This window comes from Pseudomonas neuropathica (assembly GCF_051174785.1).
Taxonomy (GTDB): Bacteria; Pseudomonadota; Gammaproteobacteria; order Pseudomonadales; family Pseudomonadaceae; genus Aquipseudomonas; species Aquipseudomonas neuropathica_A.
The window spans coordinates 5632071-5653910 of record NZ_CP195111.1 but is presented as its reverse complement, the minus strand read 5'-3'; the positions used below and the strand labels follow the sequence as shown (position 1 = coordinate 5653910).

Genomic DNA, 21840 nt, shown 5'->3' with positions numbered 1-21840 from the left:
CGGACATACGGGTGCGCCAGACGGACACAAGCGCTCTAGCTGAACTGTTCGCGGTATTGCACGGGGGTCAGGCCGAGCTTTTCCGCGAACAGCGAACGCATGTGCCGCACACTGCCGAAACCACTTTTGTAAGCCACGGTTTTAAGCGGCAGATCGCTGGTTTCCAGCAGATTGCGCGCGCAGTCGATGCGCGCACTTTGCAGAAACTCCATCGGCGTCATATTGATGTCGCGGGTAAACACCCGCGCGAAGTGCCGCGCGCTCATGTTGGCAATGGCCGCCATGCGCTCGACCGTAAAGGCTTCATCGAGGTGTTCCAGCACGTAACTCTGCGCGCGGGTGATCGGCGTTTCCTGCGGTGCCACGGCAGCCATCAGCGGACTGAACTGCGCCTGCCCGCCCTGCCGCTTCATCACCACCAGCAGGACTTTGGCCACATCCTGGGCGAGTTTCTTCCCGTGATCGCGGGCAATAACGGCCAGCGCCATATCGATGCCGGCAGTGACTCCACCCGAGGTGATCAGGTTGCGATCCTCGACATAGATCTGATCGGTCGTGACCTGGGCTTTCGGGAATCCCTTGATCAGGCGCTCGGTGTAGTTCCAATGCGTGGTCACACGATAACCATCAAGCAAACCGGCATGCCCCAGGACAAAGGCGCCGGTGCAGATCGAACCGTAATAGTCAACGCGCTGAACAGCACCCTTGAGCCAGGCAAACAACGATGGAAATTGTTGGTTGTAGGCACCTGGGCCGCCCGGTACCAACAGCAGATCATAATGTTCACTGTTGCCGTCGATAGTCCGGTCGGCCTGCACCATCACACCATTGGACGCCCGCAGCGGGCCATCTTCGGTGCCAAGGGTGATCAATTGATAATGCGCATCGGGTTTCAGGTAGCGATTGGCAACCGAAAAAACCTCCAACGGCCCGGCCATGTCGAGCAAAAGAAAGTCGGGAAACAGCACCATTGCCACGGTTTTCATGGGAAGACATCACTTAAATCAGAGAGACATGATACAGACCAGACATTATGGCCAACTGTAGCCGTTTGAGCGCAAAAGTTTTGTGTGACAGCTATCGCAAAACTGTCAACTTGAAAGGGACAGTCTTTCAATTTTCATCTACTTATTGCGCAATCCAGTAAACAGTAACCTTCTCCTCACTCGGACGAATTCACGTCCCGCAAGGAGATTTCATCATGCTGACCCTTCGCAAAGCCTCCGATCGTGGCCTCGCCAATCATGGCTGGTTGAAGTCCTTTCACACCTTTTCCTTCGCCAGCTATCGCAACCCTCGCGAACAGGGTTTTTCCGACCTGCTGGTCATTAACGACGACCGCGTTGCCGCCGGTAAAGGCTTCGGCCAGCACCCGCATCGCGACATGGAGATTTTTTCCTACGTGCTGGAAGGTGCGCTGGAGCACAAGGACACACTGGGCACGGGTTCGGTTATCCGCCCGGGTGACGTGCAATTGATGAGCGCCGGCAGCGGCGTGGCGCACAGCGAGTTCAACCATTCGGCGAGCAAACCAGTGCATTTCCTGCAGATATGGATTGTGCCGGAGGTTGCCGGTGCCAAACCGCGCTATCAACAGGAGCATTTCAGCGCCGAGAAAAAACGCGGTCGTCTGCAATTGATCATTTCGCCGGACGGAAAGCACGGCTCGCTAAAGGTGCGTCAGGATGCACGCGTCTTCGCCGGGTTGTTCGACGGCAAGGAAAGCGCCACGCTGGAACTGCCGACCAACCGCTATGCCTATGTGCATGTCGCACGTGGCAGCGTTGAGCTCAATGGCCAGCCACTGCGCGAAGGTGACGGCGTGCGGGTTCGCGAAGAACAGTTGCTGACCTTGAGCAACGGTGTCGATGCCGAGGTGCTGGTGTTCGACTTGCGGCCGCAGGAATTGCCAGAGATGCCATGACGCGGTGTTTCAATGCTCACCAAAAACGGCCTTCCTTGAAGGCCGTTTTTTACTGTGGAGATTCGGGCGCGTGTGGCGGCGCCGGTCTTGGCGCGCTTATATCCTTGCCTATCTGGATCGCAGCGAGTGTCGTCTGCAAAGTGGTTAACACCGCTGCTTGATTGGCGAAGTGCGCCCCCACGACGACGGTGATCATTCCGAGAAAATGGACAGCGGTCGTCGCCCAGTAATGCGCCTTTATTGTCGAGGCATGTTTGATGGCTTCTTTTGATTCTTCGGCGATTCGTTGTACACCGTCCCACATCAGATCGTATCGTTTATCCCTCTCCACTTGAGTCTTTTCTCGCTCAGCCTGAGTCAACAGGTAAGCATCGATTCTCGCCGACACACCCTCGACCCGAGCGTCCATCCTGGTCTCGATGGTTTCGATCCTGGCATTGAACTCTTCACGACTTATAGCGTTCATGGCTTTGGCATTCCGACTTTTACTCGACAGATCACTGACTGGACTTTGACTGAACTCCGTGGTTTTCAACTCGACACCTTCCTGGCTCTGCCCCTACCGTCCCTGGTATTAACATCAGTGAAAACCTGACGTCCTTCACCGAGCTGACGAAAACAATAGGCCCCATCAAGTATGCTGGCAAGCCGGGAGATTCTGCCTCTGGTGTAGGCCGTTTCGTCAGAGGTTGTAGCCCTGCAAAAAGAATGTCTGCCTAGTGATTCTCCGACGCGAAAACGTCGACAATCTGCTCAATCACCGCCCTCACCCGCGCGGTATGCCGCAGATCCGCGTGGGTCACCAACCACACTTCGTACGGCAGTGGTCGAGTGCGTTGTGGCCAGAGCCTGACCAAACCATCGCGCTCGCCCATGTACACCGGGATTTCTCCTACACCCAACCCCGCTGCAATCGAACGGCGCACCAGGAGGCTGGAACTGAGGCTGGCAACGATGCGTCCGCGACTCAACGGCTCCGATACCAGGGTCAGGTCCTTTTTGCTTTGCAGATAGGGTTGATAGACCACCAGATCATGCCCCTCGAACGCCGTGTCGGGCTGCGGCGCGCCATTGGTGTCTATGTATGTGTGAGCGGCGAACAGTCCCACCGGCCATCGGGCAATGCGCCGGGCGATCAGGTCAGGGTTGTCCGGCCGCGTGTTGCGCACGGCGATATCCGCCTCGCGCTTGGCCAGGCTGAGGATCTGCGTGGACGCATCCAGTTGCACTCGTACGTCCGGGTGCTGTTCGTGCAGACGAGCGATGGCCGGGATCAAAAAATCGATGGCCAGCGAATCGGTGGTACTGACGCGCACCGTGCCGGTCAGGCGATCGTCCAGGCCCTGAATCTGCCGCTCCAGCTCCAGTGCCGAATGCTCCATTTTCTCCACACTCTTGAGCGCCGCCTCACCGACAGCGGTCAACGCGTAGCCATCGGAAGTGCGCAGGAACAACGTTGCGCTCAGGGACTTTTCCAGCGCTGTGATCCGTCGCCCGACGGTGGCCTGATCCACCCCTAAAACCCGTGCTGCGCCGCGCAGCGTCAACTCGCGGCAAACGGCTAAAAATACCCGTGCGTCATCCCAATTCATGCTGCCTCCCCGGTGATGCATATTCGCATCGAAGTGCCGCTTAATCGCTGCATTAACGCTGCAACGATAGCCGATATGCTGGGCGGCATAAACCTTCTGTGAGATCGCTATCATGCGTACTTCAACATCTACCGGTATCTGGCTGCCGATCCTGGCCGGCCTCTGCGCCAGCCTGGTCAGCATCGGGCTGGCGCGTTTCGCTTACACCCCGTTGATTCCTTCGCTGATTGAGGCGCAGTGGTTCAGCGCCAATGATGTGGTCTACCTCGGCGCCGCCAATCTGGTGGGCTATCTGATCGGCGCCCTGCTTGGCCGGCCGACAGCGCGCCAGCTCGGCAATAAAAATGCCTTGCGGCTGATGATGCTGGTGGTCACCGCGGCATTTTTTGCCTGCGCGTTTCCGTTGTCGGTGAGCTGGTTCTTTGGCTGGCGACTGCTGTCGGGAATTGCCGGTGGCGCGATCATGGTGCTGGTGGCCGCGACGGTATTGCCGCATGTCCCGGCGGCGCGTAAAGGGCTGGCCAGCGGCGCGATTTTTCTGGGCATCGGCCTCGGCATTGCCGGTTCCGGGACGCTGGTGCCGCCGCTGTTGAGCCTCGGTTTGCAGGCAACGTGGCTGGGCCTGGGGGCTTTGGCGTTGTTGCTGACGGCGATGAGCTGGTTTGCCTGGCCGTCTGATTTCCTGCACCCGGTCGTTGCACAAGAAACGGTGTCCGCAGAACCGACACCGCGCGGTGTCTACTTGCTGTTCGCTCAATATGCCTTTATGGCCGCCGGCCTGGTGCCCGCCATGGTGTTTCTGGTGGATTACGTGGCACGTGGACTCGGTGCCGGGGCGCATATCGGCGCGTTGATCTGGGTGATGTACGGCTTGGGCGCGATTGTCGGCCCGGTGAGTTATGGCTTTCTCGCCGATCAACTGGGCGCGCGGTCCGGCATTCGCCTGGTGTTAGTGGTACAGGCAATTGCCCTTGGGCTACTGGCGCTGACACAGTCTTTTCTGGCGCTGGCGTTGCTGGCGGTGATACTCGGTTCGTTTCCGCCCGGCATCGTGCCGCTGGCGCTGGCTCGGGTACATGAACTGGTGCCGGAGCACCATCGCCAGCAAATCGCCTGGAGCCGGGCCACGGTGTCATTCGCCACCTTTCAGGCGCTGGCTGGATTTGCCTATTCGGCGCTGTTCAATGCCAGCGGCGGTCACCACGCGCTGTTGTTCGTGATTGCCGCTGGCGCGATCGTCGTGGCGCTGCTGCTGGAGCAAGTCATGAAATGGCTGCCTGCCCCTATCGAGCCGCGCTGCTGTGCAAACTGAAGGGAATCATTGCTTGCGCAGCACGCTCCCATCTACAGAACTTATGCCAAGAGGAATCGATATGTCCCTGCCCAACGAAATGACCCGAATCGAAATTACTGAACCCGGTGGCCCCGACGTCTTGCGACCCAAACGCGTGCCGCTTCCAACTGTCGCGGAAGGCGAAGTGCTCATCCGTGTTCACGCCGCCGGAATCAACCGGCCGGACGCCTTGCAGCGTGCCGGCAAATACCCGATGAAACCCGGCATGAACCCGATTCCCGGGCTGGAGGTCGCCGGTGAAGTCGTGGCGCTCGGGGCCGGTGTCAGTCAGTTCAGCCTGGGCGACAAAGTCTGCGCGCTGACCAACGGCGGCGGTTATGCCGAATACTGCGCAGTCCCGGCCGGCCAGACCCTGCCGATTCCTGATGGCGTGGACTGGGTCCAGGCGGCCGCGATCCCGGAAACGTTTTTCACCGTGTGGGCCAACCTGTTCGGCCTCGGTGGCGCCAGCCGTGGCCAACGCGCGCTGATTCACGGTGGCACCAGCGGCATCGGCACAACCGCACTGATGCTGTGCCGCGAATTCGGTATAGAAGCGTTCGCCACCGCTGGCAGCCCGGACAAATGCGCAGCGATCAGCAAGCTTGGCGGCTTGCCGATCAACTATCGAGAGGAGGAGTTTGCCCCAGTCATCGCCGAAAAAACCGCAGGACAGGGCGTCAATGTGATCCTCGACATAATGGGCGGTTCGTACCTCAACGCTAACGTCAGCGCTTTGGCAATGGATGGCCGTCTGGTCATGCTCGGTTTCCTCGGCGGCGCACGGGCCAACGACTTTGATCTGCTGGCAATGATGGCCAAGCGCGCGGTGATCACTGGCTCCCTCTTGCGCGCCCGTACCGCTGCTGAAAAAGCCCAGATCGCCGCTCAACTGCGCGAGCACGTGTGGCCGGCGCTGGCAGCCGGGAGGTGTCTGCCGATCATCGACAAGGTCTACCCACTCGCCGACGCCGCTCAGGCTCACGCGCACATGGAGGCTGGCGACCATATCGGCAAGATCGTGCTGCGGGTCGTGTGAGTCTTTGCAGCATTTGGTAATCGTTGCGCCGGGGTGGTGGTCGAAAAACTCACGCGCAGACCGAGGCATCTGGTAAAAAGCGTTCTTTGTCTGTGCCTTGGTGAAACGTTTAATGTTCCTGACCTTCATGACGCGTCTGCGCCGCCGCCGTTTGGCGTTCGCCTGTATGGCCGCGCTGATAATCGGCGTGCCGACCAGTTGTGCCGTACTGGAACACACCGAACGCAAATTGCTGTTTCGCATCGAACCGGGCACCGCCGGCTGGTATCACGGCTTGCCCGGCAGCGTGCAGGAACTCGATCTGCAACCAAAGAGTTTCAAGGCTGGGGAAAACATTCATGCCTGGTGGTGGCCGGCAGAAAAGGCCAATGCGCCGGCCATTCTCTATCTGCATGGCGTGCGCTGGAACCTCACCGGGCAGTTGTTCCGCATCGAACAATTGCGCGCGGCGGGTTATTCCGTGTTGGCCATCGACTACCGTGGTTTCGGCAAGAGTCACGGTGATCTGCCATCGGAAAGCAGTGTCTACGAAGACGCGCGGGTGGCGTGGGAGCGCTTTAAGCTGCTGCAGCCGGATCCGGCCAAACGTCTGATCTATGGACACTCCCTCGGTGGCGCTGTGGCCATCGATCTGGCCGCAGAACTCGGGCAAACCGCCGCTCGGGATCATTCCGCGTTACCGGTGCGCGGACTGGTGATCGAGTCGACTTTCACCACGCTGGCGGATGTTGCCGCGTCCGTGGCCAACACTTCGCTGCCGGTGCGCTGGCTGCTGTCGCAAAAATTCGATTCGATCGACAAGATTGCCGACATTCACATGCCGCTGCTGGTGGTGCACGGTCTGGCTGACGCTTTCGTTCCACCGCGTTTCAGCGAGCAACTGTTCAACGCCGCGCAACAACCCAAGCGCCTGTTGCTGGTGCCGGGCGCGACGCACAACAACAGCATGGCGCTCGGCGGGCAGAATTACCGCAAGGCGCTCGACAGCCTGATGCAAAGCAAGCCCGCACCTCGGGTGGCCGGGCCGGCAACCGTGCGCAGCGGGCGGGACACTTAACGGTAACCGCGAGCCTGCAAATCGAACAGTTGCGCATAATGCCCCGCAGCAGCAATCAGTTGATCGTGGCCACCCTGCTCGAGAATCCGGCCTTGTTGCAGGACGATGATGTGATCGGCATTGCGCACGCTGGAAAAACGATGGGAAATCAACAACGTCATGCGTTCTTCGCTGTGCTGGCTGAAATGCTCGAACACCGCCGCTTCGGCCGCCGGATCAAGGGCGGAGGTCGGCTCATCGAGGATCAGAATGTCGGCCTCACGGCGCATGTACGCTCGGGACAAGGCAATCTTCTGCCACTGCCCACCGGACAATTCCTGGCCACCGGCAAACCAGCGCCCCAACTGCGTGGCATAACCCTTGTCGAGCCCTTCGATGAAGGGCGCCGCCATGCCTTGGGCGGCGGCCTCTTGCCACCGCTGATGGTCGTTGAACGCCAGGGTATCGCCAACGCCGATGTTTTCTCCGACGCTGAACTGGTAGCGGATGTAATCCTGAAAAATCACGCCAATTCGCCGACGTAACGCGGTCTCCTGCCAATCCTGCAAATCGCTGCCGTCGAGCAGGATGCGCCCTTGATCGGGGCGATAGAGCCGGGTCAGTAACTTGATCAGCGTGGTCTTGCCTGAACCGTTCTCGCCGACCAGCGCCATGCTCTTGCCTGGCACCAGTTGCAGATCAATGTTTTCCAGCGCTGGCCGACTGGCACCCGGATAACGGAAACCGACGTTCTCGAAACGCAAACCATCGCCCGGGCACGCTCCAACGGTCAGGTGGCCGGTATCCAACTGCACCGGTTCGGCCAGATATTCATACAGACTGGTCAGGTAAAGACCGTCTTCGTACAGGCCGCTGATCGCACTCAGACTACTGCTCACGGCGCTTTGGCCTTGTTTGAACAGCACCAGATACATGGTCATCTGGCCGAGGCTGATCTGGCCATGCACGGCATCGATCACCACCCAGGCATAGGCCGCGTAAAAAGCCGCAGTACCGAGCAGGCCGAGGCCGAACCCCCAGCCGTCGCGCCGCAACGTCAGACGCCGGTCTTCGGCATACAACCTAGCGAACGTGTCACGGTAGCGTTGCAGCAACAGCGGAGCAAAGCCGAACAGTTTGACCTCTTTGATATACGTTTCGTGGGACAGCAAGGTTTCGATGTAATTCTGCTGCCGACTCTCCGGCGCGCGACGGGTGAACAGACGAAAGGCGTCACCGGAAAAATGCGCCTCGGCAAAGAACACCGGCAACGCGCCGACCACCAACAGCACCAGCGCCCAAGGGGAAAAGTGCACCAGCAGCACACCAAAGCTGATCAGCATGATCAGGTTTTGAATCAGTCCCAACGACTTCATGACCAGCGCCAGGGGCCGGGTCGAAGCCTCGCGACGCACACGCACCAGTTTGTCGTAGAACTCGGAGTTTTCGAACTGCACAAGTGACAGGGTCTGTGCTTTCTGCAAAATCAGCGTATTGACCTTCTGCCCCAGTTGCACCCGCAACAGCGACTGCTGCACCGACAGTGCCCGTTGTGTGCCGGACAACAACGCCAACACCCCGGCCTCCAACAAAACGTAACGCAACACTGGCCACAGCGGCGCGCTGCCGTGTTGCGCGTGCAACTGCATCGCGGCAACCACGGCATCGACAATCCGCTGCCCCAGCCATGCCGCCAGTGCCGGCAGCAAACCGGCCACCAACGTTGCCAGCACCAGCCCCAGAAACAGGCCACGCGATGTCCCCCAAACCAAACGCAAGGCGCGCTGCGCCTGATCGAACAAAGAGCTGAAACGCGATAGATCAGGCATGGGTGAATTGAACTCGGCTGGCGATGGCGGTGCGTTATGGTACTCCAGCGCTACGACTGAATTTCACACGACGACCGCGTTATCGTCGACACGCTTTTCAGAACAAAAACATCTGGAAGACTCTGGCCTTTCCTGCGTCCAACGCTCTGCTATGTTTTAACCGCCCAACGCGGAACCCGGCGAACACCCGCCACGCTCCGCGCCTGACTGCCGGGAGCAGAGACATGAGAATCGACCCGTACCTGATCTTCAATGGTGACTGCCGCGAGGCGTTCACCTTTTACGAGCAAGCCTTGCAAGGGAAGCTTGAGGCGATGATGACGTTCGGCGAGACGCCCGCCGCCGAGCATGTGCCCAAAGAGCATCACTCTCTGATCATCCATACCTGTCTGAAGGTCGGAGACCAGATGATCATGGCCTCGGACACCACACCCGACCGTCCGACCCAAGGCATGAGCGGCTGCTCGATCTCGCTGAACGTCGACAGCATTGCCGAGGCCGAGCGAGTGTTCAACGCACTGGCCAAGGATGGTCGCGTCGATATGCCGCTGGAGGTGACTTTCTGGGCGGTACGTTTTGGCATGCTGGTGGATCGCTTCGGCGTGTCGTGGATGGTCAATTGCGAGAGCGAAAAGCAACCCTGACATTTCCTCAGGCATGAAAAAGCCCAACCTGAAAAGATTGGGCTTTTTGCGTTATCGCTGGGCCAATTCGTGGCGTACGCATTGTTCGTAATAGGTCTGCTTGACCGCCGCCGGCTTGAGCTTCGACGTGCTGTTGTAGGTTTGCTCGGTAATCCCCATCGCGGTCATGCGCATCCACGGTTGCTGGAAGCGGCGCACCTGCAATTGTTTGCGTGCGCCGTACAGCGAGACGCCCGACAACTTCGATTGCTGGGCACCGGCAGCAATGTCCGAGCCCCAGGTGCAGGCAAAGCGATGGCTTTTGCTCAGTTCTTTCGCCTGCACTCCCACCGCGAAAACAGCCAGGGAAAGCGTTGCAACGGTGATGACAATCGTCCGCATAGAGCCAACCTAACCTTTTGAAAAAAGGCGATTTTGCCGGGGAAGCAAAATTCCGGGGGCCAGCAATTTGCCGCCTTTCGCGAGTTTTTTGCGGACGTAAAAAAGGGCGATGGGATTTCCTGATGAAATCCCACCGCCCTTGGCCTGACGATCAGTGAGCGATGACCTCAATGCGCAATCGATCAGCGCCCTCCTCCCGACAATCAATGCGAACCGGTAAAAACAACTCGATCACCGCGATATTGCTGTGCAGATGCTCGGTCATGCGTGGCGTGGTGAACGAGCCGCCACCGGCCAGCGCCATCGGCAACAGCAACTGATCGGCAAGGTGCTCGGCCACCGCAGCACCACTGCGCAACCAGTCGGCGGCCTGATTGATCGCGGCGTCGGCGACCTTTTCAGCCCGCAGCGACACTTGGCCAAACGCGCTGAATACCTCGGTGACGTGCTCGAATGCATACTCCAGCAACAACACATTGCCCGGCCCCCGCGCCGGATCGAGCGTGACATGTTGCAGCGCTGCAGGCGGCAGACTCAAGCGCTTGGCCACTTGGCTCAACTCACGTTCGGCCACCGTCGGTGCCAGCCCAGCGGTCAGCGCAGATGCGTGTTGCGAAATGGCCTCGCCGCGTTCACACAGGTCCAGCCGCGTCAGGCTCGACGGTTGCACGTTCACTTCAATCTCGCCACCGCCTGCCGGGACAAATCCATGTCGCAGCAAGTCCAGCTCGACGTTGGCGCCCATACGCCGCAACAGCGGCAGCCAACTGCGCACGAGGAAATCGGTCGGCGGCGCCAGCGGGTTATGCGTGCCACCCGAGATGCGCACCCGACTCGCCTGCGGTGCCCGCAACAGGGCCGGCAACAAGGTCTGCAACACCAGCGTGCAACTGCCGGCGGTGCCGATGGCGAACTGGTAATCGCCAGAGCGAATCGCGCCGGGTTCAAAACTCAACGCTTGCGAGCCCAATTGCGCACCGGAAACCGTCGCGCCGCAGACCTCAGCCGCCGCCATGACGGCCGTCAAATGTTGCCTCAGCAGTCCCGGACGGCTGCGTTTGGCGCGAATCTGTTTAATGCGAAACGCCCGGCCTGTCACCATCGACAGGCTCAAGGCACTGCGCAATACCTGGCCGCCACCGATGGCGCCGTCCAGTTCTATCACTTCCTGTTTCATTGCATTCCTTACGCGTATCGCCCGACGGTATCCCTGAGGTACCGATCCAGACGTCGCGAGTCTTCCTGAGTTCTGAGTAATGTGGGCACTTCGCGCTCAAGCTCGGCGGCGATGAACCCGTGCAGCGCCGGACGACGCGGCCCGTAGGCGCTCTCGTCGGCATTGCGTTTAAGGGCCAGCAATTCGTCGACTTCGGCGAGCAGCGCGCGGTCGTCGACCGTGGTCAGCAGGTCGGCGAACGTCATCGGCGGCCGGCCGCGGCCCTGGTCGATCCAGCGCACCGCCAGCAGTGGTCGTAGCACGTAGAAGTACTTCTTGAAACGTACGGTTTCCCCTTGCAGGTAACCGCGAAAGTTCTTCTTCGCCATCGACAGATAGTGATTGCGCGCCGCTGGCGGGCTGTAGAACGCTTCGGCGAGTTCGCGCAGCTGTGCCACTTGCGCGGTTTCACTGCGATAAACCAGCGGCGAGTCGAGCCACTCCAGCAAGGTCGGATTGGATTTGCGCAACAACCCGAGAGTCTTGCGCAGTTCCCAGCCACTGACGTCGAGTTCATCGTCCAGCGGACGCTCGATCACATCACGCGGCGTATCGACCTGAACGAACCAATCTGGCTTCTCCACGTAGACAAACCGCACATCGTAGTCGCTGTCGGTCGAGGCAAAACCCCAGGCCCGGCTGCCGGACTCACAGGCATACAACACCGTGACATTGCGTTCACGCTCTATGCGCGCCAGCTCTTCCATTACCCGCGCACGCATCGTGGCGCACAGCGGATGACGCTCTTGCAGTTCCATGACTTGCTTTTCCTTTTATCCTTTGACGCACACCACCTGACGCAAGGTGTGCAGCACTTCCACCAGCTCACGCTGGGCGTGCATGACTTTGTCGATGTCCTTGTAAGCCATCGGAATTTCGTCGATCACCGCTTCGTCCTTGCGGCACTCCACATGGGCAGTGGCGCGAATCTGATCCTCAACGGTAAACGTGTTCTTGGCCTTGGTGCGGCTCATGGTGCGGCCGGCGCCGTGGCTGCAGGAGCTGAACGACTCTTCGTTGCCCAGACCGCGAACGATGAAACTCTTGGCGCCCATCGAGCCCGGAATAATCCCCAACTCGCCCTTCTTTGCCGACACCGCGCCTTTGCGGGTAACCAGCACCTCTTCACCAAAATGCCGCTCTTTCTGCACATAGTTGTGATGGCAGTTGACCGCTTCCAGCGCCACTTCGAACGGCTTGCGAATAATCTGCCGTGTCGCCTGAATTACCGCGCGCATCATCAGTTCGCGGTTCTGTTTGGCGAAGTCCTGCGCCCAACCCACCGCTTCCACATAATCATCAAAGTGCTGGCTACCCTCTTCGAAGTAGGCCAGGTCACGGTCCGGCAGGTTGGCGATGTGCTGACGCATGTCCGCCTGAGCCATCTGGATGAACAGGTTGCCGATGGCGTTGCCGACACCGCGCGAGCCACTGTGCAACATGAACCAGACCCGATTGGCCTCATCCAGGCACACTTCGATGAAGTGGTTGCCGCTGCCGAGCGTGCCGAGGTGCCCACGGTTGTTGGTGTTGGCGAGTTTCGGGTACTTGTCGGTGATCAACTTGAACCGTGGCTGCAACCCCGCCCAGGCCTGATCGGCTTGCTGAGGGATTTCATCCCAGGCGCCCTTGTCGCGCCGCGACCGGTTCGAACTGCGGCCATGCGGCACCGCTTGCTCGATAGCGCTGCGCAGCCCGTGCAGGTTGTCCGGCAAATCAGCAGCCGTCAGTGACGTGCGCGCGGCGATCATGCCGCAACCGATGTCGACGCCCACCGCCGCCGGAATGATTGCGCCGACCGTTGGGATCACACTGCCGATGGTCGAGCCCTTGCCCAGGTGAACGTCGGGCATGACCGCCAGATGCTTGAAGATGAACGGCATTTTTGCAGTGTTCATCAACTGCTCGCGAGCCTCGTTTTCCACGGGCACGCCTTCGGTCCAGAGTTTGATCGGTTTGCCGTTGGCGACTTCGAGCAGTTGGTAAGTGTGTTCTTTCATGTCTTCATTCTTTATTCATTGGCCGATGATTCGGCGTTGTTCTGTAAGTTGCAGCGACAAAAACCCAGACACTCTGGCTCTGCCAGTTGAGCCCCCGTTGCCGGGGCGGGAGTCGAATCCGCGTTCCGATGTAGTGCCTGTCGCATTCGCTGCCAATCACTGCAAAAAAGTGGCACGACAAAAGTTGATGACTGTTGCGCGTTGCCGCGCTCCGGACTTAACCGGCCTAAGATGTACAGCCATCAGGCATTCGTGCCGTCACTGGCGCTGACAAGGGTTTGATGAGACGTCTTGGATGTAGTCCCATCGGCATTCAGCGCCGGTGATCAATCAATTCATGACGCGCTTTCGATCGCCTCGACCCAGTGCTGCGCACTGTATTGGCCACCGGTAAACTGCTCGATCACATCGAACACCGCATCGCTGAAACCGCCGACATTCAAAATGTCATCGCGATCCGCCGCCTGTGTTGCATGGCCTGGCTGGATGTCGATGCACACCAGCCGTGCCTGTGGGTTGAGCTTCTTGATCCGCTCCCATTGGCGCATCGTCTCGCTGGCACCGTAACGCTGCGAATCGATCCACGACTCGTTGTCCGAGACCATGATCAACGTATCGACCCTGGCCTTGCTGTCCGCCAACCTCTTCAGCGGTGCCGAGCAGTTGGTGCCGCCACCAAAAATTCCGGCGAGCTTCTCGGCGTTGCTGATCACACTGTCACGCGGGTTGAGTTGGATATCCACCACGTTGATCTCGAACGGCATCACCCGCGCAGCCGGCTGCTTGCGCAATACCGCTGCGGCCACCAACGCCGCCACGTCGATGCAGCGCACCTGCGAGGTCGCACCAGGGCGATAACCGGTTACCGGGCTGCCCATCGAACCCGACACATCCGGGCAAACCACCACCGCGCCCTCAAGCGTGGGCACGTTGGCCAGCGACAACTCCAGCGCCTCCTGCAAGGCGTCGCGGATCGCTGCCGGGGTGTTTTCTCCCATCATCCGATAAGCCGATAACAACTGGTACGGATACACCCGCGCCTTCGCCACTTCCTGTGGATCGGCCAACCGCGCCGCGACATATTCGATGCAACCGGGCACTTCAAATGCACCGTGGCGCGCCAATGTGTTGAGATTGATGCGCAGACCCTGCCAACCCATGTTGCGGGCTTGATTGGCCCATTGCTCCTTGCTCAGTGTTTCGTTGCCGAGCAACTGAAACGGCACCGCCGGCACTTCATCACTCGCGCCGCTGCGAAACGCCAGCAAATCGCGGGTCAACTCCGGCAAGGCCTTTGCCTCCACCGGTTTACCGATCAACCAGGCGAAAAAAGCTTCGCGCCACGCTTCGGCAGGTTTGGGGTGAACCATCTTCACCACGTCCGCCAACGACGGTTGATTGCCGATCGACGCTTGCAGCAGTTGCCGCTCGGTCGCGCTGTTCAGCCAGTTCTGCAGCAGACGCTTGGGTTGCGAGCCAAGGGATTTACGCCCGGTGGCACCACTACGGAGGATCTGTACAAAGTTGCGCAGCATCTTGCCGCTGTCGATCACTTGCTCGAAAACCTCTGGTACCAGACTTGAACGCTGCGCGGTCAATGCCGCCAGCAACAATGCCGGCATGTCCTTCATGTGACCTTTCTTGCGAGCGTAGATCGCGGCTTTCGCCACGAAGCGACTGTCCAGTTCAGCTACCAGCTTCAACACTTGATCCAGCTGGCTTTCTGCGGAGGCGTAAAAGGTCTGGTTCAGGCAACCGGTGACAGCCAATTGCGCCAGTTGGTGCTTCGGGCTGTAGGCATAAGCGCTGGCACCGGAAGCATTCAAGGTGTCGCAAGCCGGCAGGTGATTCGATTGCGTGTTGAAGAGAGTTGAGTTGGCCATCTTGGCGTCTCGCTGTGTTGTCCTGTTCGTTGAAAGAGGTATTGCAGCGGCTGTGCCAGTTTTTGATTTCCCTCGAATAAAATTTCTATCTTATTGATTTGTATAGTTTTTATTTATTATTTTGCTTTTCGTCGAATGAACTGACGACAACCCCCCCGCCGAATAACTATCATTGGATATCGTCTTTTATCTTCTGAGATAAACATGCCAAACAAGCAAACCGTCGCTATCGGTTTTATCGGCGCTACCCTTGATCGCGTCGGCAAAGGCGCCAATCGCTGGAGCCATTGGCGTCCCAGCGTTGGCTTGTGCCAACAGCAGGACGTGTTGATCAACCGGCTTGAGCTAATTCACGGCGTCGACGCCCGCGACGTCAGCCTCGCCGAGCGGGTGCGCGCCGACATCCAGCAGGTTTCGCCGGAAACCGAAGTGCGCCTGCACCCGATGTCACTGCGCAACCCGTGGGATTTCGAAGAGGTCTACGGCGCGCTGCACGACTTCACCACCGCCTACGATTTCGACACCGAGCGCGAGGACTACCTCGTCCACATCACCACCGGCACCCACGTCGCGCAGATTTGCTGGTTCCTGCTGACCGAGGCGCGCTACCTGCCGGCGCGGCTGATCCAGACCTCCCCGGCCAAGCGCAACAGCGAAAGCGATCACGCCATCGGCACTCATGCCCTGATCGATCTCGACCTGTCGCGCTACGATCGCATCGCTTCGCGCTTCGCCAACAAGCGCCTCGAAGGCCTGGAGTTCTTGAAGTCCGGCATCGCCACACGCAACGCCGCCTTCAACCGCTCAATCGAACAGATCGAGCGCGTGGCCGTGCGCTCGAAGGCACCGATGTTGCTGATCGGCCCGACCGGCGCCGGCAAATCCTTCCTCGCCCGACGCATCTACGAACTCAAACGCAGTCGCCATCAGATGCAGGGGCGTTTTGTCGAGGTGAACTGCGCCACCCTGCGTGGCGATGGCGCAATGTCGGCGTTGTTCGGCCATGTCAAAGGCGCCTTCACCGGTGCGCAGAACGCTCGTGACGGCCTGTTACGCGCCGCCGATGGTGGAATGCTGTTTCTCGATGAGATCGGCGAGCTGGGCGCAGACGAACAAGCGATGCTGCTCAAGGCGATTGAAGAAAAACGCTTCTTTCCGCTGGGCTCGGACAAGGAGGTCGAAAGTGATTTCCTGATCATCGCCGGCACCCACCGCGACCTGCGCAGCCGAGTGGCTGACGGCTTGTTCCGCGAAGATTTGTACGCGCGCATCAACCTGTGGACGTTCGACCTGCCCGGCCTCGCCGGCCGCCGCGAGGACATCGAACCGAACATTGATTTCGAGCTGGAACGCCACGCCCGCGAACACGGGCAACTGGTGCGCTTCAATCTGGAAGCCCGGCGCAGTTATCTGGCGTTCGCCAGCTCTCGCGAAGCGGCGTGGCTGGGTAACTTCCGCGAATTGTCGGCGTCGATTACACGCATGGCGACACTGGCCGACAGCGGACGTATCGACGAGGCACAGGTGCAGGAGGAAATTGATCGGCTGCGCTACGCGTGGGGCTTGGCGCAACCGCAGGCGATTTCAGGAGAATTGCCGGGAGACGCCGAAAGCATGGATCTGTTCGACCGCTTGCAATTGAAGGCAGTGATTGAGGTGTGCCGACAGGCGGACAGCTTGTCCGATGCCGGCCGCCGGCTGTTCGGAATATCGCGCCAGGCCAAGGCACAAGCCAACGATGCCGATCGACTGAGGAAATACCTCGGCCGGTTCGGGCTTGATTGGAGCCAAATCGTCGACCCTACGTGATGAGAACGGCAGCGATTGACCGCCCGTCCAGCAGCAGGCACCTTCGCTTGCCGGGCGCTTCCAATGAATCACCATCCGCTTAGACCGGAAGACGACCATCATGAACAGCAAAATTGCAGCGATCACCCTAGCCGGCCTGCTCGCGGCCTGCCCCCTTTTCGCCTCGGCAGCCGGGCAGTCAGCTGACGAGTCTGCCGCGCCACCGACCGCGCTTCCCGGCGTGAATCAGGCCGGTAAAGCTCAGTCCAACGCAGACAAGGCCGACAAGAAAGGTGAAGAGGCGTCGGGTTCAAACTCCGGCGCCGAGTCGCATGAAACGGCAAAAGATGCTGCTACTTCGAGCGACTCGGAAGACCTCGGTAAATCACCGAAACCTTGATCTGGTTCTGCAAGGGTGGCGGCTGCACATCCTTGAACGTCAGTCCGACACTCCCGGTGACTTGCCACGGGTTGGCAGCGCCGTGCTGACTGAACGACAAATGGTCGAACAGCGACTCCTTCAGCCCGTCGATCTGTGCCTGACCCGACAGACGCCTCAAGGCGAAGAACACTACCGCCAGGTATCAGGTCCACTGGATTAATGTTTGGGCGATATTGCGTATTGCCCTGACACGCACAGCGACTGTAACGTCGAAAGTCAGTTACCGAGGAAATCTCATTGCACGACTCTAAACTTCTCGAAGATCTACGCGCTCGCTTCAACGCTGGAGAGCCTTTGGATTTCACTTTTTTCTGGGGACACCAGCGAAGCAAAGACGCCGTCACGGCCTCGTGCTTCAGCCAGTGGTATGAAGCCGAATTCGTTGTCGAGGGGCTACGCTACCCGACAGCCGAACACTTCATGATGGCCGAGAAGGCAGCCTTGTTCGACGATCAGGAAATTCGTGCACAAGTACTGCAGGCCCCGACCCCGAACGCCGCCAAAGCCCTCGGCCGCAAGGTGCGCGGATTCAACGATCTACTCTGGCTGCAACACCGATACGACATCGTCGTCCGGGCAAACCAAGCCAAATTTTCCCAAAACCCGGAGCTGGACGAATACCTGACGCGCACTGGATCTCGGGTCATTGTCGAAGCGAGCCCGGTTGATGACATTTGGGGAATCGGACTCGCGCAAGATCACGCAGATGTGAATGATCCGAATCTGTGGAAAGGCCTGAATCTTTTGGGATTTGCACTGATGCAGGTTCGGGGCGGCAGGGTCGGATCGTCCTGAGTTTTATCGGCGGTGGCGTCAGCAACGAAAAAGCCTTGGCGCATGCCAGGGCTTTCCTAGGGGGGGGTACACCGCTTTAGGTTGCACTACCCGCAAGTCATAAATTGCAGGTGTATTGATATTCGAAGGGGAAGAATACGGTATCGACCACCAATGAAAATGGCGTGTCGATCAGTAAAAAGGGAATCAATTGCCTCTGGATGTACCGACCCCACGTAGAGTCCTACGCCGACCACCGAGGCCGATCGTAAGAACAATGAGAAATCTCAACCAGATTGGAACTGGCAAGATGCATGGAGCATGCAGGCGAGGATGCAGATCTGATGGATTTTATTGATTTCGTGGGAAACCTTTGCAGCGCATTCAGTAACTATCAAGGCTATGAAAAGCCTCGCCGGGTGTTTACCCGAGGATTCGTTGCGCTCTGCGTATTTGTGGCTGTGTTTGAGCTGATTGCGCTGAACCTCTACTACGCATAGATGGGATGGAATCAGATAATGAAGACATCAATTCTCGCGCGTAGGGCGATGCATGGTTTTTAATGGTGTTTCACGCTTGCTGAATGCCAGCAAAGATCGTCGGGCCGGGGTGAATCCAGGCCCTCTCAACGAAATTACCGGGTAGTTTTTCGCAGGTACAAAAAAGCGGATCTTGGGGAGAAAAACGGGATGAACCCCGCAAAAGTCCCCACGCATGAAAAAGCCCAACCTTTTCAGATTGGGCTAAGTCATTGAAAAATATGGTCGGGACGGAGTGATTCGAACACTCGACCCCTAGCACCCCATGCTAGTGCGCTACCGGACTGCGCTACGCCCCGACTGGTCTTGCAACTCGCTCTTCACCTCGAAGAACGCACAAGAATATAGCGCAAGCTTTTGAAAACTGGAAGTATTCAAACGCTGCTTTTTATTTCTTGAGAACCACCAGCACATCTTCCAATTCGGCAATCATCTGCCGAATCATCTGCTTGTACTGAGTCGTGTCGTCTTTGGCTTCATCGCCGGACAGACGCAAGCGTGCGCCGCCGATGGTGAAACCTTGATCGTAAAGGAGTGCGCGGATCTGCCGGATCATCAGCACGTCCTGGCGCTGATAATACCGGCGGTTTCCGCGGCGTTTGACGGGGTTGAGCTGAGGAAACTCCTGCTCCCAGTAGCGCAGCACGTGTGGCTTTACGGCACACAGCTCGCTGACTTCACCGATGGTGAAGTAGCGTTTGCCCGGGATGACGGGTAGTTCGTCGTTATGACTTGGTTCCAGCATAAGCCTCAACTCGGGCCTTCAACTTCTGCCCTGGACGAAAGGTGACCACACGGCGAGCCGTGATCGGGATTTCTTCCCCCGTTTTCGGGTTGCGGCCAGGCCGCTGGCGTTTGTCCCGAAGGTCGAAATTGCCGAAACCGGACAATTTGACCTGCTCGTTGTCTTCAAGAGCGTGCCTGATTTCCTCGAAAAACAGTTCGACCAATTCCTTGGCTTCCCGCTTGTTCAGGCCCAGCTCTTCATACAGACGTTCCGCCATCTCAGCTTTCGTCAAAGCCCCCATACGTCACTTCCTTAACGTGGCGTTCAACCTTTGTTCGAGCGAGGTGAGGATATTTTGCGTCGTCGAATTCACCTCATCGTCATTAAGAGTGCGCGATGGATGCTGCCAGGTCAAGCCAACTGCAAGGCTTTTTCTATCAGGATCAATACCTTTACCCTGATACACGTCAAACAGCCTGAGATCTGTGAGCCATTCGCCTGCATTTTCACGGATTACGTCCAGTACGGCTGCGGACGCGACGTCTTTGTGCGCAATCAATGCAAGGTCACGACGCACTTCAGGAAAGCGCGACAACTCGTGGAATTTCGGCATTTTACCGAGTGCCACTTCAGCCAGAACCAGCTCGAAAACGAAGACTGGACGATCCAGACCCAAGGCTTTCGACAATTCCGGGTGGATTGCGCCGATGAAACCGACTTCACGCCCTTCCCGCTCGATGCGCGCGGTTTGCCCCGGGTGCAACGCCGGGTGTTTGCCCGGTGCGAAAGTGAACGAATCCAGTGCACCGGCAAAGCCCAGCACCGCTTCCACGTCAGCTTTGACGTCGAAGAAATCGACAGTGTCGCGACCTTGCGCCCAGCCTTCCGGCAGACGGCTACCGCAAACCACACCGGACAGCATCGGCTCTTGCTTCAGGCCTTCCAGCTGACCAACGAAGCGCAGACCGCTTTCGAACAGACGCACGCGATCTTGCTGACGGTTGAGGTTGTGCTGCAGCGCCTTCACCAGACCCGGCCACAGCGACGAACGCATGGCAGCCATGTCATTGGAGATCGGATTGGCCAGCAACAACGGCTCGACGCCCGGATTGAACAGTTCGAACTGACGCGGATCGATGAAGCTGTAAGTGATCGCTTCCTGATAACCACGCGCCACCAGCAGACGGCGCAGCTCCGGCAGATCGCTACGCGCTTCAGCTTTGGCTTGCGGCGCCAGACGCGCTTGCGGATACCGAACCGGCAGACGGTTGTAACCGTACAGACGGGCCAGCTCTTCGATCAGATCAACTTCCAGGCTGATGTCGAAGCGATGGCTTGGCACTTCTACGCGCCACTGGCCTTCACCGTCGGCGGTAATGCCCAGACCCAGGCCGCCGAGCAAACGCTCAACCTGGGCGGAATCCATTTCCATACCGAGCATCTGAGTGATGCGCTGGGAACGCAGAGTGATCGGCGCGATCGACGGCAGATGCTGCTCGCTGACGGTCTCGATGATCGGGCCGGCTTCGCCGCCAGTGATTTCCAGCAGCAGGCCAGTGGCGCGCTCCATGGCTTCACGGGCCAGTTGCCAGTCAACGCCACGCTCGTAGCGGTGCGAAGCATCGGTGTGCAGGCCGTAGGAGCGAGCCTTGCCAGCGACAGCGATCTGATCGAAGAATGCGGATTCCAGGAATACGTCGCGAGTGGTCGCGGACACACCGCTGTGCTCACCACCCATGACACCGGCAATCGCCAGCGCGCGGGTGTGGTCGGCGATCACCAGCGTATCGCTACGCAGACTGACTTCCTGACCGTCGAGCAGCACCAGCTTCTCGCCCTCTTCCGCCATGCGCACACGGATGCCGCCATTGATTTCGGCGAGATCGAAGGCGTGCAGCGGCTGACCCAGTTCGAGCATCACGTAGTTGGTGATGTCGACGGCAGCGTCGATGCTGCGTACGTCGGCACGGCGCAGACGTTCAACCATCCACAGCGGCGTCGGCTTGGACAGATCAACGTTTCGGATAACGCGACCCAGGTAACGCGGGCATGCCGCTGGCGCCAGCACTTCTACCGAACGCACTTCATCGTGCACGGCAGGAATGGCCATGACCACCGGACGGGTAACCGGTGCGTCGTACAGCGCGCCGACTTCACGGGCCAGACCGGCCAGGGAGAGGCAGTCGCCGCGGTTCGGGGTCAGGTCGACCTCGATGCTGGCGTCTTCCAGATCCAGGTACACACGGAAATCTTCGCCCACCGGCGCATCGGCCGGCAGCTCCATCAGACCGTCATTGCCTTCACCGACCTGCAGCTCGGACTGCGAGCAGAGCATGCCGTTGGACTCAACGCCGCGCAGTTTGGCTTTCTTGATCTTGAAATCGCCTGGCAGTTCAGCGCCAATCATGGCGAACGGAATCTTCAGGCCCGGACGCACGTTTGGCGCTCCGCACACGACCTGGAAGGTTTCCGCGCCATTGCTGACCTGGCACACGCGCAACTTGTCGGCATCAGGATGTTGCTCGGTGCTCAGCACCTCGCCCACCACTACGCCACTGAATACACCGGCGGCCGGGGTCACGCTATCGACCTCAAGACCGGCCATCGACAGACGAGCAACCAGCTCGTCGCGATTTACCTGCGGGCTAACCCAGCCACGCAGCCATTGTTCACTGAATTTCATCCTGCTCTCC

Annotated in this window: 22 protein-coding genes and 1 tRNA gene; 9 read left to right on the top strand and 14 right to left on the bottom strand. The window is 59.0% G+C overall.

Annotated features, from left to right (window positions below; translation table 11 throughout):
- Positions 1 to 35: 35 nt before the first annotated feature.
- Complete coding sequence (locus ACRRSD_RS25470) at positions 36 to 986, bottom strand: GlxA family transcriptional regulator (protein WP_435036007.1); 951 nt, start codon at positions 984 to 986, stop codon at positions 36 to 38.
- A gap of 215 nt (positions 987 to 1201) precedes the next feature.
- Here ACRRSD_RS25470 and ACRRSD_RS25465 point away from each other — a divergent pair, with 215 nt between their 5' ends.
- Entirely contained in the window at positions 1202 to 1924 is a 723-nt protein-coding gene (locus ACRRSD_RS25465) for a pirin family protein (RefSeq protein ID WP_435036005.1), read from the top strand.
- A gap of 49 nt (positions 1925 to 1973) precedes the next feature.
- On the opposite strand, the gene ACRRSD_RS25460 is transcribed toward ACRRSD_RS25465, so the two are convergent.
- Together ACRRSD_RS25460 and ACRRSD_RS25455 are read right to left on the bottom strand one after the other, a co-directional pair.
- On the bottom strand, positions 1974 to 2459 hold the full coding sequence (locus tag ACRRSD_RS25460; protein ID WP_435036003.1) for a hypothetical protein: 486 nt from the start codon (positions 2457 to 2459) through the stop codon (positions 1974 to 1976).
- A 181-nt stretch (positions 2460 to 2640) separates the two neighbouring features.
- Positions 2641 to 3516 (bottom strand): LysR family transcriptional regulator, encoded by an 876-nt coding sequence (locus ACRRSD_RS25455; RefSeq protein WP_435036001.1) that lies wholly within the window; start codon positions 3514 to 3516, stop codon positions 2641 to 2643.
- Positions 3517 to 3628: 112 nt separating this feature from the next.
- Here ACRRSD_RS25455 and ACRRSD_RS25450 point away from each other — a divergent pair, with 112 nt between their 5' ends.
- From ACRRSD_RS25450 to ACRRSD_RS25440, 3 genes are all read left to right on the top strand, one after another.
- Complete coding sequence (locus tag ACRRSD_RS25450; RefSeq protein WP_435036000.1) at positions 3629 to 4828, top strand: YbfB/YjiJ family MFS transporter; 1200 nt, start codon at positions 3629 to 3631, stop codon at positions 4826 to 4828.
- A 61-nt stretch (positions 4829 to 4889) separates the two neighbouring features.
- Entirely contained in the window at positions 4890 to 5888 is a 999-nt protein-coding gene (locus ACRRSD_RS25445; protein WP_435035998.1) for an NAD(P)H-quinone oxidoreductase, read from the top strand.
- Between the two features lie 112 nt (positions 5889 to 6000).
- A complete protein-coding gene (locus ACRRSD_RS25440) occupies positions 6001 to 6945 on the top strand; it encodes an alpha/beta hydrolase (protein ID WP_435035996.1) in 945 nt (314 codons plus the stop codon).
- Here the strand turns inward: ACRRSD_RS25440 and ACRRSD_RS25435 are convergent.
- The gene (locus ACRRSD_RS25435; RefSeq protein ID WP_435035994.1) at positions 6942 to 8753 is read right to left on the bottom strand and encodes an ABC transporter ATP-binding protein; all 1812 of its coding nucleotides are present in this window, start codon (positions 8751 to 8753) and stop codon (positions 6942 to 6944) included. The two genes, ACRRSD_RS25440 and ACRRSD_RS25435, sit on opposite strands and share 4 nt — an antisense overlap.
- 224 nt (positions 8754 to 8977) lie before the next feature.
- Here ACRRSD_RS25435 and ACRRSD_RS25430 point away from each other — a divergent pair, with 224 nt between their 5' ends.
- On the top strand, positions 8978 to 9397 hold the full coding sequence (locus tag ACRRSD_RS25430) for a VOC family protein (protein ID WP_186613521.1): 420 nt from the start codon (positions 8978 to 8980) through the stop codon (positions 9395 to 9397).
- A 51-nt stretch (positions 9398 to 9448) separates the two neighbouring features.
- On the opposite strand, the gene ACRRSD_RS25425 is transcribed toward ACRRSD_RS25430, so the two are convergent.
- The 5 genes from ACRRSD_RS25425 to ACRRSD_RS25405 form a co-directional block, all read right to left on the bottom strand.
- Positions 9449 to 9778, bottom strand: a complete 330-nt coding sequence (locus ACRRSD_RS25425; RefSeq protein ID WP_016987808.1) for a hypothetical protein — start codon at positions 9776 to 9778, stop codon at positions 9449 to 9451.
- Between the two features lie 151 nt (positions 9779 to 9929).
- Positions 9930 to 10955 (bottom strand): RNA 3'-terminal phosphate cyclase, encoded by a 1026-nt coding sequence (gene rtcA, locus ACRRSD_RS25420; protein WP_435035992.1) that lies wholly within the window; start codon positions 10953 to 10955, stop codon positions 9930 to 9932.
- 8 nt (positions 10956 to 10963) lie between these two features.
- The gene (locus tag ACRRSD_RS25415) at positions 10964 to 11752 is read right to left on the bottom strand and encodes a nucleotidyltransferase domain-containing protein (protein WP_435035990.1); all 789 of its coding nucleotides are present in this window, start codon (positions 11750 to 11752) and stop codon (positions 10964 to 10966) included.
- 15 nt (positions 11753 to 11767) lie between these two features.
- The gene (locus ACRRSD_RS25410; protein WP_311886429.1) at positions 11768 to 12994 is read right to left on the bottom strand and encodes an RtcB family protein; all 1227 of its coding nucleotides are present in this window, start codon (positions 12992 to 12994) and stop codon (positions 11768 to 11770) included.
- 335 nt (positions 12995 to 13329) lie between these two features.
- Positions 13330 to 14877 (bottom strand): RNA-binding protein, encoded by a 1548-nt coding sequence (locus ACRRSD_RS25405; protein WP_435035988.1) that lies wholly within the window; start codon positions 14875 to 14877, stop codon positions 13330 to 13332.
- 204 nt (positions 14878 to 15081) lie between these two features.
- On the opposite strand from ACRRSD_RS25405, the gene rtcR reads away from it, so the two are divergent.
- From rtcR to ACRRSD_RS25390, 3 genes are all read left to right on the top strand, one after another.
- On the top strand, positions 15082 to 16686 hold the full coding sequence (gene rtcR / locus ACRRSD_RS25400; protein ID WP_435035986.1) for an RNA repair transcriptional activator RtcR: 1605 nt from the start codon (positions 15082 to 15084) through the stop codon (positions 16684 to 16686).
- Positions 16687 to 16786: 100 nt separating this feature from the next.
- Complete coding sequence (locus ACRRSD_RS25395; RefSeq protein ID WP_435035984.1) at positions 16787 to 17065, top strand: hypothetical protein; 279 nt, start codon at positions 16787 to 16789, stop codon at positions 17063 to 17065.
- 279 nt (positions 17066 to 17344) lie between these two features.
- Entirely contained in the window at positions 17345 to 17902 is a 558-nt protein-coding gene (locus ACRRSD_RS25390; protein ID WP_435035982.1) for an NADAR family protein, read from the top strand.
- 97 nt (positions 17903 to 17999) lie between these two features.
- Here ACRRSD_RS25390 and ACRRSD_RS25385 read toward each other — a convergent pair whose 3' ends face one another.
- A complete protein-coding gene (locus ACRRSD_RS25385) occupies positions 18000 to 18092 on the bottom strand; it encodes a YceK/YidQ family lipoprotein (protein ID WP_435035981.1) in 93 nt (30 codons plus the stop codon).
- A gap of 103 nt (positions 18093 to 18195) precedes the next feature.
- Here ACRRSD_RS25385 and ACRRSD_RS25380 point away from each other — a divergent pair, with 103 nt between their 5' ends.
- Entirely contained in the window at positions 18196 to 18381 is a 186-nt protein-coding gene (locus ACRRSD_RS25380; RefSeq protein WP_435035979.1) for a hypothetical protein, read from the top strand.
- 261 nt (positions 18382 to 18642) lie between these two features.
- Here the strand turns inward: ACRRSD_RS25380 and ACRRSD_RS25375 are convergent.
- From ACRRSD_RS25375 to pheT, 4 genes are all read right to left on the bottom strand, one after another.
- Positions 18643 to 18719 (bottom strand) — tRNA-Pro (locus tag ACRRSD_RS25375).
- An 89-nt stretch (positions 18720 to 18808) separates the two neighbouring features.
- Complete coding sequence (locus tag ACRRSD_RS25370) at positions 18809 to 19165, bottom strand: MerR family transcriptional regulator (protein WP_003179985.1); 357 nt, start codon at positions 19163 to 19165, stop codon at positions 18809 to 18811.
- Positions 19146 to 19448 carry an integration host factor subunit alpha gene (gene ihfA, locus ACRRSD_RS25365; RefSeq protein WP_002553164.1) on the bottom strand — a complete coding sequence of 101 codons (303 nt, stop codon included), beginning with the start codon at positions 19446 to 19448 and terminating at the stop codon, positions 19146 to 19148. The genes ACRRSD_RS25370 and ihfA overlap by 20 nt, the downstream gene beginning before the upstream one ends.
- Positions 19449 to 19451: 3 nt before the next feature.
- The gene (gene pheT / locus ACRRSD_RS25360; protein ID WP_435035977.1) at positions 19452 to 21830 is read right to left on the bottom strand and encodes a phenylalanine--tRNA ligase subunit beta; all 2379 of its coding nucleotides are present in this window, start codon (positions 21828 to 21830) and stop codon (positions 19452 to 19454) included.
- Between the last annotated feature and the right edge of the window lie 10 nt (positions 21831 to 21840).